The 12982-nt window shown below is 58.7% G+C and carries 13 protein-coding genes; 3 read left to right on the top strand and 10 right to left on the bottom strand.

Annotated features, from left to right (window positions below; translation table 11 throughout):
- The first annotated feature begins 1389 nt into the window (after nt 1-1389).
- Genes XI06_RS22215 through XI06_RS22205 form a run of 3 tightly spaced genes read left to right on the top strand, consistent with a single transcriptional unit; the run spans nt 1390 to nt 4204 of the window.
- Nucleotides 1390-2079 carry a response regulator gene (locus XI06_RS22215; RefSeq protein WP_271606496.1) on the top strand — a complete coding sequence of 230 codons (690 nt, stop codon included), beginning with the start codon at nt 1390-1392 and terminating at the stop codon, nt 2077-2079.
- Between the two features lie 36 nt (nt 2080-2115).
- The gene (locus XI06_RS22210; RefSeq protein ID WP_271606529.1) at nt 2116-3561 is read left to right on the top strand and encodes a type II and III secretion system protein family protein; all 1446 of its coding nucleotides are present in this window, start codon (nt 2116-2118) and stop codon (nt 3559-3561) included.
- A gap of 10 nt (nt 3562-3571) precedes the next feature.
- The gene (locus XI06_RS22205; RefSeq protein ID WP_271606495.1) at nt 3572-4204 is read left to right on the top strand and encodes a CpaD family pilus assembly lipoprotein; all 633 of its coding nucleotides are present in this window, start codon (nt 3572-3574) and stop codon (nt 4202-4204) included.
- 193 nt (nt 4205-4397) lie between these two features.
- On the opposite strand, the gene XI06_RS22200 is transcribed toward XI06_RS22205, so the two are convergent.
- The 10 genes from XI06_RS22200 to sctJ form a co-directional block, all read right to left on the bottom strand.
- Nucleotides 4398-5435 carry an EscU/YscU/HrcU family type III secretion system export apparatus switch protein gene (locus tag XI06_RS22200; protein WP_271606494.1) on the bottom strand — a complete coding sequence of 346 codons (1038 nt, stop codon included), beginning with the start codon at nt 5433-5435 and terminating at the stop codon, nt 4398-4400.
- Nucleotides 5432-6247 (bottom strand): type III secretion system export apparatus subunit SctT, encoded by an 816-nt coding sequence (gene sctT / locus XI06_RS22195; RefSeq protein ID WP_271606493.1) that lies wholly within the window; start codon nt 6245-6247, stop codon nt 5432-5434. Before sctT ends, XI06_RS22200 begins: the two co-directional genes overlap by 4 nt.
- A gap of 698 nt (nt 6248-6945) precedes the next feature.
- Entirely contained in the window at nt 6946-7221 is a 276-nt protein-coding gene (locus tag XI06_RS22190) for an EscS/YscS/HrcS family type III secretion system export apparatus protein (RefSeq protein WP_027563378.1), read from the bottom strand.
- A 1-nt stretch (nt 7222) separates the two neighbouring features.
- The gene (gene sctR / locus XI06_RS22185) at nt 7223-7888 is read right to left on the bottom strand and encodes a type III secretion system export apparatus subunit SctR (RefSeq protein WP_027563377.1); all 666 of its coding nucleotides are present in this window, start codon (nt 7886-7888) and stop codon (nt 7223-7225) included.
- Entirely contained in the window at nt 7881-8936 is a 1056-nt protein-coding gene (gene sctQ / locus XI06_RS22180) for a type III secretion system cytoplasmic ring protein SctQ (RefSeq protein WP_271606492.1), read from the bottom strand. Before sctQ ends, sctR begins: the two co-directional genes overlap by 8 nt.
- Before the next feature lie 57 nt (nt 8937-8993).
- Nucleotides 8994-9530: a hypothetical protein gene (locus XI06_RS22175; RefSeq protein WP_271606491.1), complete on the bottom strand. Its 537-nt coding sequence runs from the start codon at nt 9528-9530 to the stop codon at nt 8994-8996.
- Nucleotides 9506-10861 (bottom strand): type III secretion system ATPase SctN, encoded by a 1356-nt coding sequence (sctN, locus tag XI06_RS22170; protein ID WP_271606490.1) that lies wholly within the window; start codon nt 10859-10861, stop codon nt 9506-9508. The genes XI06_RS22175 and sctN overlap by 25 nt, the downstream gene beginning before the upstream one ends.
- The gene (gene sctL, locus XI06_RS22165) at nt 10858-11481 is read right to left on the bottom strand and encodes a type III secretion system stator protein SctL (RefSeq protein ID WP_271606489.1); all 624 of its coding nucleotides are present in this window, start codon (nt 11479-11481) and stop codon (nt 10858-10860) included. The genes sctN and sctL overlap by 4 nt, the downstream gene beginning before the upstream one ends.
- Nucleotides 11478-12098 (bottom strand): nodulation protein NolU, encoded by a 621-nt coding sequence (locus XI06_RS22160; protein WP_271606488.1) that lies wholly within the window; start codon nt 12096-12098, stop codon nt 11478-11480. Before XI06_RS22160 ends, sctL begins: the two co-directional genes overlap by 4 nt.
- Before the next feature lie 19 nt (nt 12099-12117).
- Nucleotides 12118-12981: a type III secretion system inner membrane ring lipoprotein SctJ gene (gene sctJ, locus XI06_RS22155; protein ID WP_442868381.1), complete on the bottom strand. Its 864-nt coding sequence runs from the start codon at nt 12979-12981 to the stop codon at nt 12118-12120.
- Between the last annotated feature and the right edge of the window lies 1 nt (nt 12982).

The raw sequence follows: 12982 nt of genomic DNA, 5'->3' as shown, positions 1-12982 counted from the left end.
CCCGCGGCTCGCCATGGTCTTCCCGCGAAATTGCCACGTATGAGGCGGATCGGATCGCCCGATCCTGGCGTCATGGCTTACGCAAAGCTTGATAAGAACGACTGCCTCTTCGCGCAGGTCAAAGGGGTTTCTGGCGCTACTCTCAACTGGGCGGACAAATGCCCACGACGTAGGAAAGAGCGAGACCGACCGTCACGCGCAGGTCGACGGCATGGCCGAACTGTGTCGCCGTTTGCCCACAACGATTCCGATTTGAGGGCACCGCTACAAGTAGCCTTTAAAGGCACTTGAATCTTACCCAGCGTCAGATTGTAGGATTTCCGACAGTCTCGCGACAGAATCCGCTCGCGTGAACTCTTCCTGACAGGTAGCAACACTTGCGAACGTCTCAAAGCCTCAACGCTCGGCCGATCCGCCTCGTCACACTACTCGACTGCTCCCCTTCAGAGCTTGCGTCGTCCATCTGCTCTGTGAGCGCAGGACGCCGCGCCCTCCTCGCAGCCAGACTAGGATCCAGCGCGCGAGAACAACGCGGACAATCGCTCTTTCGTCTATGCCGACCACAGGCCGAGTCCAGGTTCGAGATTAGATCATTCTTGCGCCATTCACCCCGTCTGACGAAACGGAGCCGGCGTAACCACCTCAGACAATGCACGACGGCAACGCCGGACTTAATTTGTCCTCCGTTGGCAGTATTTGCTCGACAGCGGCGGATAACTTTTCCGGAGCGACCGAACTTCGGGAAGTTGACATCTTGCTTGGCTATCACCGGCTAGCAAGAGGATGTCTATCCCGCCGATAAGGCGTGTTGATCATTTCGTCGCGCATCTCGGCCTTTTCCAGCCCATTGACCGATGCATAGCGGGTGGAGTGTCTTCAAACGTGGAAAACTTGCGTTGTCGTGACCGGGCGACACTACGGGCTCAACGGCCTTGCAGGACTGACCGCGGATGAAGACGAATTGGGGAGTTTCCAATGCAAGTCTGTTCGGCGGCGAATACAGCCGCTCTCGCCTGCGCTTTCAGTTCGGTGGGGCGGTTTGATGCTATCGCTAGTGCAGGCGCTCGCGTAGCCCATGCAGGAACCGCTATGCTCGGCCTACAGATGCATCAGCGCGCGGCCAGGACTCTCAGCCTCGTGAGAGATGGCGGAGCTCTTGCCGGCGTAAGGCAGATTTTGATCCGCGCCGCCCGCGCAAGCGATCCGCCGCAGGCCTCCACCTATCCCATGACGATGGACGCGCAGATATGGGTCGCCTGCCAACAAGCCCTTGCGTGTCGTTTACGGCTTTTCGATTTCACGCCAAAGCGGCAGCCTCTGGGTTCCGCCGAATCTCATGGTCAAGCGTGACACGCTTAAGTCCTAGCGAGGATGGACGAGAGGCGATGAATGCGAATTCTCCTGGTTGATCAGCATGCGGACTTTGGCCGCGCCGTGAAGGAAACGCTCATAAATTGTGGGTTCGCCGTCGACGTGACGCGTACGCTGGATGAAGCGTCGGCCGCGCTCGATTGCGCGAACTACCACATGGTCCTGCTCGACTCGGTTTTGCCAGATGGAGACGGATTGGACTGGCTGAAGCAGTTGCGGCGCGAGGGACGATCAATGCCGGCCATGATGATGAGCAGTCTCAATGATCTCAGCCGGCGGATCGCAATTTTCAATGCGGGCGCGGATGATTTTCTGCCAAAGCCCGTGTCTATCGACGAACTCATTGCTCGCATGCGAGCTATTTTGCGACGGTCAACGCAAATGACGGCGCCGGTGGTGACATTCGGGAATCTGCATTTCGATCCAATCGCGAGACAAGTCTCTGTCGGTGGTCGAATACTAAGAATTGCGCGCCGCGAAGTGTGCATTCTTGAACATCTGCTCAACCGCGCTGGCCGTACCGTGCCGCGCGCCTCGCTCGAAGATAGCTTGTATGCATTTGACGACGAGGTCTCGACCAATGCGCTGGAAGTCGGGATTTATCGCTTACGCGCGCATTTGAGCCAGGCGGGTGCAACGCTCAGGATCAAGACCGCGCGCGGTGTCGGTTACACCCTTGAACTCATTGGCGCAGCATCGGCTGCCTAGCCGATCGAACTTGAGAGCAGCACTTCCTTGTACTACATGAACAATGACGCCGGCGCTGCTGGGCCGTCGATAGTCGCCAGCGGCTCGCATTATGCCGCTTTTCTCCGCCTCTGCTACGCCCTGTGCGCGGTTGCTCTGCTACTTCCGCTTGCTGTCGCAGCGCAGGCAAAGCGAGATGGCAAAGGAGAACCGCCACGGGCCGCGCCTGGCAGCACCACCGGCACGCTCAATCTTACCTCCTCACAGGGCAAGACAGTTCATCTGACCGGACCGGCTGCGAGCATTTTTATTGCCGACCCGGCCATTGCGGATTATCAGGCGCCGTCGAACACCACGATTTTCGTGTTTGGCAAAAAGTCGGGACGGACTAGCCTGTTCGCCTTAAACGACAACGGAGAGGCTCTCGCCGAGCTGCGTGTTGTCGTCACCCAACCGATCGAGGATCTGCGGGCCGCGCTGAAGGCCGAGGTCGGCGACTATCCGATTCAGGTCAGCTATACCCCGCGCGGCGCGATCCTTAGCGGTACGGCGCCTAATGCCGAGGTCGTCGAGACCGCCAGGAAGGTCACTGAGCAGTTTCTTGGGGCTGGCGCGCTGGTTGTCAACAAGGTCCAGGTCGCCGGCTCATTACAGGTGAATCTCAGCGTCCGGGTGGCAGAGGTCTCCCGCAGCGCGGTCAAGGATCTCAACATCAACTTCACTGCCTCGAGCCCAAACGGCGCTTTCCTTGTCACCGGCAAAGGGGGAGGGTCCGGCGCAGCCGGCGGCGGCGGCACGATCGGGATTGGGTTTAGCGCCGGCAACACCAACTTGAGCGCTGTTCTGGACGCTCTCGCAAGCGAGCACCTCGCCTCAATCCTGGCTGAGCCGAATCTGACGGCAATGTCCGGCGAAGCCGCAAGCTTCCTCGCCGGCGGCGAATTCCCTATTCCGGTGATGCAGGATAACCGGCAGGTTTCGGTCCAATTTCGCCAGTTCGGCGTGAGCCTCGAGTTCGTTCCGACGGTTCTCAACAATAATCAGATCAATGTCCGTGTGAAGCCCGAAGTCAGCGAACTGTCGAGCGAAGGCGAAGTCAAAATCAATGGCATGGCGGTCCCTGCCCTCTCGACTCGGCGGGCGAGCACCGTGGTCGAGCTCGCCAGCGGTCAGAGCTTTGCAATCGGCGGCCTCATCAGGCGCAACTTCAACACTGATATCGGCGAGTTTCCCTGGCTCGGCGATGTGCCGATCCTCGGAGCGCTTTTTCGCTCCTCATCGTTTCAAAAACGTGAAACCGAACTGGTCATTATTGTCACGCCCTACATCGTGCGGCCCGCATCGAGCCCGAACAAGACCAGTGCACCAAGCGACCGCATCTCGCCGCCCTCAGACGCGGGGCGGATTTTGACGAACACGGTGGCCCGGCCGCCACGAGAGCGCGATGCGCCTCGCGCCAGCGCACCAGGACTGACCGGCAACGCCGGCTTTATTATCGAATGAGGGTCGTCAAATGACATTGCGACATCTGTGCTACCCGATCTTTATTGCGGCAACAATGGGTGGCTGCGCAAATACCGCCTCGATCCAGCCCGCGCCGGCTGACCAAGAGATCCAGGTCGAGCAGAAGAGTAGCGTGCTGTTCCTGCGGAGCCTTCGTGGCCCCGAACGGCATCGACTGCGAAGCTTTATTGCAGCGACCAGTCGCGGCCGGCGGGATGCCCTCCATGTGAGTGTCATCGGCTCACCCAGACTCATCGCACAGGTGGCCGACGAGGCTCGCGCCATGGGTGTTGCGAACTACAACATCCTCCTGTCCGCTTCTCGTGTGGATCTGCCGGCTCGTTCCGGGGTGAGGGTCGAAGCGATCACTTTCGAAGCTCATCCTCCGGTCTGCCCCTCGCTCTCCATCGTCGGTCCTACGGTGAACGAGAATTCGTTCAATCCGACCCTTGGCTGCTCAGTCCGGAATAACCTCGCGGTCATGATCAATGATCCTGGCGACTTGTTAGGCAATCACGCTGTGATGCCGACCAGTGGTGATCGTGCAGTGCTTCCCATCACCTCACGTGGGGCGACGACGGTGGGCAATAGAAGCAATTTTGAGGATGAAACCCATAACAGGGCTGCGCCAGAAACCCAATAAGCTGCTCGTAAGACCCGAACAGCATGAACGTCGGTTGGCATTCTGGTCCATATCAGTTTGGAATCGGCCGACGAGCCTCCTGGACTCCAATCTTTGCTCGGTCCTGTTTTGGGGATCGTACAGCTCGCAGATCAGGTTCTGGGACAGTTCGGTCATTGACCAGTGGTTTGAGCGCGCCGATGTTTGCGCGACGCTAAGCGAGGCCGGCGGCAAAGACTGCCTTTGCAACCCTCTCGAAACACTCCATCGGAACGGCCTTGCCCATCGCACCTTTTCGGATCAGCTGACGCGCCAACACATGATCCTCGACAATGCTCAGACGTTGGGCGCGCGCCTCCGCCAGTAATTGTGAAGCCGTTTCGCCCTCACCGCGGCACACCAATACCGGGACGCCGGTCTCGCCCCGAACGTAGCGCAGCCCAATCAACGTCGCTCGCCCCGTCAGTATCACTGTCGCCCGGTGGACGCCAAGCGGAGACTCGTTCGCCGACTCCCGGCGGAGCCTGCGGTGTTCACCCTTGATCTGCGGATTACCATCCTGTTCCTTGGACTCGCGCTTGGCTTCGCTCTGCGTCATGCGCATGTCGCGCAAGAACAACCAACGCTGAATGAGCAGATCAGCCAAGCCGCCAATCAGAAGAGCGCCGGCAGCGATCGCGATCAGCACCTTGAGCTCTTTAAAGACAAAACCAAAGCAGCTCAAATCGCAAACGGGCAAGTATACCAGTGCCCTCCAACTTGCGAGCACAGTGAAAACGAACGTAGCGCCAAGAACCAACACTTTGACGATAGACTTTCCAAGTTCGACAGCCGACCGTTGGGAGACAATCCGCTTCAGCCCTTTGACGGGATCCAATTTCTCAAAGCTGGGTTTAAGCGGCTCAACCGAAATCGTCAGGCCCCCGCCGGCCAAGACACCGGCCAGAATCGCCGCAACCACCGCCGCACCTAGGATGGGGGCCGCGGCTGCTATAGAGAGGTCCATCAATCCGACCAACGCCTGCCGGAACGCATTGTTGAAGGGCTGTTCCTGCAGCTTGTCGATGAGCCTCACGGCTTCGCGCCATCCGTCTTCGATCGAGCTGGCCCTGAAGCACAGGCAACCGAAACCAGCGCAAAGGCTTGCCGCGGTCACAAAGTCGGCGCTGCGCGGGCTCTGCCCTTTCTTACGCGCGTCCCTCAGCTTCTTGTGACTTGGTGGAAGGTTTTTCTCTTCGCTCGTGTCGTTCATTTCAAGAACTTCTCGAGCCACTCCAGCACGCCGTTGAACCGAATGATCTCTGCTCCCATATATTCGATCAGGAAGACGGCGTAGCTGACCATGATGATGCCAAAAGCGGCATTCTTGATGGTCGGAGAGAGATCGTTCAGCTTGATTTGCGGCGCAAAGCGCCCCAGCAGCATGAGGGATACGTCAATCAGAAGCAGCAGAGCCAGCACGGGCCCGGCAACCACGAGGGTCGTGTGCATGATATGGTCGAGGAGCCCGATAAACTCCATTGCCCCTTGCTGGGTTAGGGGCGGTAGCAGCCGATACACGGGCCAGATCAGATAACTTCCATAGAGGCATTTGACCATGGTCTGCAGACCTCCTGATACAACGAAGATCGTAACCGCGGCAGTCCCGAGAAAGAGCGCCATCGGGGCGGTTTGACTGCGTGTCGCAGGATCGTCCACCTGACTGGAGATGCCGCGCTGGGTATCAATGATGTCACCAACGGCCTGGATGCTCCAAAGCGGTATACTAAGCAGAAAACCGAACAGCAGGCCGATAAATATCTCCTTCAAACCGAGGAGCGAGACCGCAATCATACGGGTGCCCGGATCTAGCGTCTGCAAGCCGTTCCTGATCTGCACCAAGCAAGGCAATCCAATCACAACCGTCGCGCTTGCGCGGATAAGCCCGCTAATGTGCGGTCGCGTGAATACCGGAAGAACCAGCATAATGCCGAGGACCCGGGCCGCGCCAAGCCCGGCCGCAACGACGAACTCGACAGCAGTCTGAACCAGCGTTTGCGTCTCGGTGGGTGACAAGACATCCATTTGAGCTCAGCTCGTCGTTGCTTCAGCCATGCAACCCTCGCACTCGCGTCGACATGATGTGAGACGTCAAGAACTCTGCAGATCAGCGGCCCTCCCGTTCCAGCGGTTGCAGAGCGACACGCATCCCACAGGGTAGATGACTTCGGCGTCAACCATCCATATGGCTAGAGCCATCCGTCGCAGAGGTATAACCATTCGATGAGAGCACCGGCCAAATCGCGGCGCTGCGCGGCCCACAAGCCAAGCTGTTTCGGCTCTCACCGGCCGCAGCGCGGTTCGGTGATTTGAGGGCCTCGAAGCTCCCATCAATTTCTCAGTCTATGGAGATCGGTCTCGAGCGGCACCTTCATTCGCAGGCTCATTCACCAGAACGCCAGAATCGTGGGGCCGCTTACAATCAAAGCAGTTCGCCCGTTCACTTGCGTCGCAACTCGCCAGGCTGTGCACGAGGACCAAGTCTCAGTAGGTAATTCCATCACATCGCGAGCAAAACCAGAATCGAACGGATAGAAATTCCAAAGGGGTCATTCTTCCTCCGAATACGGCAGGCTCATAGAGCCGAACAGGACAGTTCGGATGTCTATTCGTCTCATAATAGTGAGGCGAGCTTTCGATAAGCTGACGAACTCGCCCCGCAATGAAGGCCAACAAACGCAACGCTATAGCTGAAACTTAGACAGGCTTGCGTTCCGCGTGTACTAATATCTCGCTGTGAGCGCGGGGAACTCAGTGAAGATACGCTGGGCTTGCTCGATCAGCGGCGCGCTCAGCACCGGAGCAAATAGAACGAGCACAGCGACGACGACGAGAAGCTTCACGGTAAGCGGCAAGGTTTGATCCTGGAGCTGGGTCGCTGCCTGCACGATGCCAATACCCAATCCGGCCACGAGGGCTGCCAGGAGCGGCGGTAGAACCCAGATCATGAACAGGACTAATGATCGGCTCAGGTGGGTGAGGATGCTGGCCTCGTCCATCTTACCCCCCCGGGGATGCGTAGCTTAAAACCAATCCGTGCATGAGCCGCGACCAGCCGTCGATTGTGACGAACAGAAAGAGCTTGAAAGGAACGGAAATCATTGTTGGTGATACCATTGACATGCCCATGGCCATCAGAATTGTCGTCACAATCAGGTCGATCGTGATGAACGGAAGATAGAGAAGGAAACCGATTTCAAACGCACGCTTAAGCTCCGAGATCAAAAAAGACGGCACGAGGATGGCAAAATCATCGGCGGTTGCGTTGGCACGCATCTCCTCCGACCAGATATGTTCCGTCGACGACAGGAAGAACGTGCGCTGCTCCTCAGTGGTGAACTTTTTGAGATGGGCGCGCAGCGGCTCGCTACCTTCCTTGGCGGCGGTCAACCAGTCATCGGCGGTTTGGTAACGAAGTTGCGTATCGGTCACGCGGTTGTAGGTTTGTTCGAATACTGGGGCGCCTATGAACACGGTAAGGATCAATGCAGCACCATACAGAACGATGTTCGGCGGTATGGACTGAGTGCCGAGCGCGTTGCGGATCAGGAAGAGAACGACGGAAACCTTGATGAACGCCGTTGTTGTGACAACTGCGAACGCCAGCAGACCAAGGCCGGCGGTCGCCGCAACAAGCGCAAGGATGCTCGGTTGAATGTCAACCATTGACCGCCAACTTGCTAAGTAACCGGATGCCCAACGCTTCACCGACACGTACGATGTCGCCGCGGCCAATCAATTGACCATTGGCAACAATGTCGACCGGACCGTCCACCGGCCGGCCAAGCTCGAACACGTGCCCCTCGTTGATGCTTCTCAACGTACCCAGCGGGATGGGCCAGCGGCCGCATTCGAACACAAGCGTGATCTCAACACTGTCGATGTCGGCTTCCGAGGGCGGGATTGCTTGTTCAGCTTGGGGGCGTATCGTCATATTTGCATACCTTAGAGGATGGGACTGCGGGCGGAATGGTCCCCGAACTATAAGTCTGTCGCCCGCGACCTGCGCCGGCGCCCACAACTTGTCCGCAGCGAGGATGAGCTGGCCATGGGCAAAGGGAATGACGTCGGGCAGCAGTGCGTCGCCGGGCTCTGCCTGGCGAAGAACCTTGATGGGCGCGCGCAGCGAGCCGATCTCTCTCGCAATTACGACCGGCAATTCCGAAGAAATCTTACGTAAATCTCGCGGTAATTGGCCGATCAACTCGCCTAGGACACGAAACGCAGACGGAACCAGACCGTCAAGAGGCGCGAACAAGTACAGGCGAGCCTTGGCCGCCAACGCCCCGAAGGTAACGTCGAACTCCAAATAGGGGCCTTTGGCCGTTGCCTCTTCGACGCGGATCAGCTGCAAATTCCGCGCGAGCGCGATCTCTAATGGAGCGAGCCAAGGTTCCAGTGCAAGTTCGAGAAGGAGCGAGCGGGTTGGGTCGGAAGGTAAAGTAAGGCCATGCTGGACCGTTGAAATCAGTGCCTCGACGAGAAGGCGGGGCAAGGACAACACAGCGGTCTCGCCTCCGGCGCAAAATACGCAGTCGAGCACCGACATGGCATATGGCTCGGCCTGCCAGACAAGCCGGCTCATACGGATCGATAGCGGATTATCGCCAATGCGGCTCTGCAGAACCGTGCGCGGTGCGGCGGTCTCGTTGAGCCAGGAGACCACTTCATGCGACAGCTTTGCCGCTGGCTGAAATAGTGCGGGTTCACCCATGGCATTTATCGACAGGTTCCGCGGGCGCAGCTCGCGACGTGATAAGAGAACCAGCCATTAGTTCGAGCCATCGACCGCTTGGCTGCGCGAATCACCCTTATATCGGAGCAAGACTTCGTCGTCGGCATCGATTTCGGCTGCACACTCCGAACGGGCAGCGGTAGTGCGCTGGACATCGCCCTCAATCTCCTCCCATTTCTGGCTCGCCGCCGAACGCTTGGCCCATATGGTCCGCGCCTCATTCACCGCCCGCTGAGCCTGCTCATGCGCGATGCGCGCCTCCTCACGCGCCTGGCGTGCCGATTCGATCTCTGCTGCCAGCCGCCCAAGGACGAGTTGACAGCGACGATCGAGCTCGGTCACGGACATCATCTCGAGCGACGCCAGCTCCTGATAAAGTTCAGCTTCGGCCTTGGCGCGACGCTTCTCCGCGCCTTTAAGATTCTCAGACGCTCGCTGCAGCGCTGCGTCCGCAATTTGGCGCCTGGCTTCCATGTTCGACAACTCACGAAGCGCGCTTCGCTCTCTCATGTCTTTCACCAGCCGCAATTTCGACGCTTGCACGAGATTCAGGCCGTCAGACGCGACATCCATGATACGGTCTCCTCAAAGCTAGACGGCTCGTTCTGTCCCTGGCGCAAGAATGCGCGCAGTTCCTCGATTGACTCGATTGCGCGATCAGTCAGTGGATCGTTGCCCGGCTTGTATTCACCGACCTTGATCAGGAACTCAGCCTCATTGTAGCGCGAGAGCAGATCGCGGAATGCGGATGCCGCCTTGCGATGTGGACCAGAGGCGACCGCGTCCATGACACGACTTCGGCTCGATAGCACGTCGATGGCGGGAAAATGCTCTCGCGAGGCCAGCGCGCGCGAAAGAATGATATGACCATCGAGAATGCCGCGCGACTCTTCGGCGATCGGATCGCCCGTGCCGTCACCTTCGACAAGCACGGTATAGAATGCCGTGATCGAGCCCCGCTCGCCCATACCGGCTCGCTCCAACAGACCAGGAAGCAGCGCAAAGACGGAAGGAGGAAAGCCGCGCCGGGTGGGAGGTTCTCCGGCGGCAAGGCCGATTTCGCGCATCGCACGGCTAAAGCGCGTCAGCGAATCCATCATCAGAACGACCTGCAGCCCTTGATCACGAAAATACTCGGCGAGTGCGGTCGCCATATGAGCGCATTGCGCGCGCTCCATTGCCGATCGATCGGATGTCTCAACGACAACGATCGTGCGAGCGAGGGCATCTCCAATATGACGTTCGATGAATTCACGCACCTCGCGTCCACGCTCCCCTATGAGCGCAACCACGGTGACATCGGCGGCCGCGCCTTTTACAATTTGCGACATCAGCGTCGACTTACCGCAACCGGCATCTCCATAGATTCCGATCCGCTGACCTTCGCCACACGTCAGAAGTCCGTCCAGAACGCGAACGCCGAGCGGAAACGGCTGCTCGATGCCACGCCGCCTCATCGGGTTGGGCGCCTTGCCGCGGAGCGGACAAGTGTGGACCGTTTTTATCGGGCCCTTGTCATCGAGTGGACGGCCGAAGCTATCGATCACGCGGCCGAGCAGGTCGGGCCCGACTGACACTTCCTGCATGCGCCCGGTCGGGAGCACTTCCACGCGGTGGGACAAGCCTACCATATCGCCAATGGGCGTCAGCAACACTCCGTCCGGCAGCAAACCGATGACTTCCGCCTCAAGTGACCATCCGGCAGCGTGATCCTGCAACAGGCAAAGTTCTCCAACACGGGCCCCTGGCAACACGGCATGGAGCAAGGTGCCGATGGCACGCGTGATCCGTCCCCGCACGGCACGCGTATCGACATCCTTTGCTGCGAATCGCAGAGATGCTATCGCCGCATGCACATCTCCTTCTCCGCCGGCTTGATCTTGGCCTGATCGTTGCGTCGTCACGGGTAGCTTTCCTGAGAAGATGGATTAAGGCCGAGACGCAATGTGCGGAGCTGCGCGGCAAGTCCTAAATCGACACTGCCGAACTCACTCCACAGAACGCACTGGTCCGGCCCCACGGCGGGGTCCGGATCAATTGTGACTCTCGGCCGACCATTCGTTCCATCGAACGCCAAGAATTCATGTCTTAGTGCCTCAGCGTTCACAGGAGACACGTGAAGGCATACTTCTGCGCTGCCATATCTTTTCTCGACGGCGTGACGAACGGTTCTTACCAACATCTCACCCGGATCAAAGGAGCCCAACAAATCGGTCAATATCTCAATGACGAGCTGTGGTAACTCCTGGTGCAGAACGGCTTTTCGCCGGGCCACATCGGAAGCAGCTCCGGCAATCAGCCGTGCCATTTCGTCCGAGCCTGACCTTAGACCCTCGCAGTGCCCGCGCTCCCGCTCCTGCTGATAGGCCTTCCTTGCCCAACTGCGAACCTGCCGCAGGTATCGCTCGGCTAGCGCGCGCGTCTGCACCGCATCGTACCAGATGCCAAGTTCCGCGGCTGGTATGAGCGGACCAAGCGGCCGTATCCGCGGGCTATCTGGCAAGACTGTTTCATCGGCGGTCATGCCGCTGGCTCCTCCGTGGCCAAGTGGGCCACCACCAAAGACATTAACTGACCCGCTGAGTTGTGGTGTTCGGCTGCTGGGGAGTCGGCGGCGGTCCCCACAGGTAAGCGGAAAAGAACGCGCACACGGTCAAGTTCTGATGCGTCCTTGAGCCAAGTTCCAAGGCAGGCACATCCGTCATGTTCAATCTGGCTCGCCAGCTTCTGCGGATCGTCAATCGATGTGGTTGCGACGGCGCTGGATAAATGTCGGATTGCGAAAGCATGTGCTTCCGCACCAATATTTTCGATCAGAATCGCTACGTCATGCCTTGACACAAGCTTCAGCACCGAACGGGCATGCCAGATACCGCCAGCGAGCAGCCCCGCCCGACGCGGATCATGCCCGAGCAGAACGTCCCTACCCCAGTCGGTTCCGTTCGAAACCAGCTCACTACCTAGCAGCAATTCGACCAGCCTTCGCTGCAGTCTCGGAGAGTTCTGCAACTTCAGCACTGTGGCGGCCGACAGGAGCCCATCAAGATGGCCGGCAAACCGACTGGGATGGATCAAAGCGGCAAGCTCGCGCAGGCGATCGGAATGCGGGTTGAGTGAATAACTTGGGTTAGTGGATGCCATCGATACGGACCTGCTGCCGCTATTTCAGATCGGTGGAGGGCTTTTTGCCGGCGGACTGGACCGCTGGCTTGCTGGCATCTCTGCCGAAACTTGTCGCTTTTCGCCAGGATTGACGAAGCTGTCGCCCACGTGTGCTCAGCAGCACGTAAGATAGAATGCCCAACGCGGCGAGCCCACCTCCTGCACCGATCACAATGTGGGTTGCGATGAACTTGGTTGGTTCGGCGGAAGCTGCCGCTGGCACAACGGAGACCTCATGCTGAGCCCGCTCAACCGGCACGAACACGACCGCCACCTTGTCGTATGATAGACCTTCGATGCTGTTGGCGACGAGCATCTTGATCTGCGGCAGCAACGCCGAGAGCTTCGCGTTCGAGGCGTATCGAATGAACACCGACGCCGAAGACGGGGTTGCATCCTGTCGCAAAAGATCGTTCTTCGGCAGAACGACATGAACACGGGCGGAGAGAACCCCATCGATATCGTTGATCGTGCGCGACAATTCTTCACTGAGGGCATAGACGTAGCGGGCTCGCTCCTCAACCGGAGAGGCAACGAGGCCCGCCCCCTTGAACACCTCACCAAGGCTCTTGAAGGGTTGGCGCGGCAAGCCCTGGTCATTCAGAAGCTCGATTGAGTAGGCGAGCTGCTTTTCTTCCACCTGAATTGTGCTGGTCCCATCCTTACCGACAACACGGATGGCATCGACGCCCTTGCTCAGGAGCAGCCCAAGCATCTCGTTGGCTTCGCGCTCTTGAACTTTGGTATACAGATCAGCCTTGCAACCGGCGAGGGTCAGCAAAAGCGGCAACAGGACGAGAGCATGAAGCCGCTTTCTTGCGGGACAGCCGTTACCGATCTTGTCTTTCGTCGAGACAGCCAAC

Source organism: Bradyrhizobium sp. CCBAU 11434 (assembly GCF_028128895.1).
Taxonomy (GTDB): domain Bacteria; phylum Pseudomonadota; class Alphaproteobacteria; order Rhizobiales; family Xanthobacteraceae; genus Bradyrhizobium; species Bradyrhizobium zhengyangense.
The sequence above is the reverse complement of the archived record's forward strand: the minus strand, read 5'-3'. Positions and strand labels throughout refer to the sequence as shown.

Excerpts from the sequence above, each read along its gene's own strand:
- XI06_RS22215 (WP_271606496.1), top strand. The coding sequence starts at position 1,390 with ATGCGAATTCTCCTGGTTGATCAGCATGCGGACTTTGGCCGCGCCGTG.
- XI06_RS22210 (WP_271606529.1), top strand. The coding sequence starts at position 2,116 with ATGAACAATGACGCCGGCGCTGCTGGGCCGTCGATAGTCGCCAGCGGC.
- XI06_RS22205 (WP_271606495.1), top strand. The coding sequence starts at position 3,572 with ATGACATTGCGACATCTGTGCTACCCGATCTTTATTGCGGCAACAATG.
- XI06_RS22200 (WP_271606494.1), bottom strand. The coding sequence starts at position 5,435 with ATGAACGACACGAGCGAAGAGAAAAACCTTCCACCAAGTCACAAGAAG.
- sctT (WP_271606493.1), bottom strand. The coding sequence starts at position 6,247 with ATGGATGTCTTGTCACCCACCGAGACGCAAACGCTGGTTCAGACTGCT.
- XI06_RS22190 (WP_027563378.1), bottom strand. The coding sequence starts at position 7,221 with ATGGACGAGGCCAGCATCCTCACCCACCTGAGCCGATCATTAGTCCTG.
- sctR (WP_027563377.1), bottom strand. The coding sequence starts at position 7,888 with ATGGTTGACATTCAACCGAGCATCCTTGCGCTTGTTGCGGCGACCGCC.
- sctQ (WP_271606492.1), bottom strand. The coding sequence starts at position 8,936 with ATGGGTGAACCCGCACTATTTCAGCCAGCGGCAAAGCTGTCGCATGAA.
- XI06_RS22175 (WP_271606491.1), bottom strand. The coding sequence starts at position 9,530 with ATGGATGTCGCGTCTGACGGCCTGAATCTCGTGCAAGCGTCGAAATTG.
- sctL (WP_271606489.1), bottom strand. The coding sequence starts at position 11,481 with ATGACCGCCGATGAAACAGTCTTGCCAGATAGCCCGCGGATACGGCCG.
- XI06_RS22160 (WP_271606488.1), bottom strand. The coding sequence starts at position 12,098 with ATGGCATCCACTAACCCAAGTTATTCACTCAACCCGCATTCCGATCGC.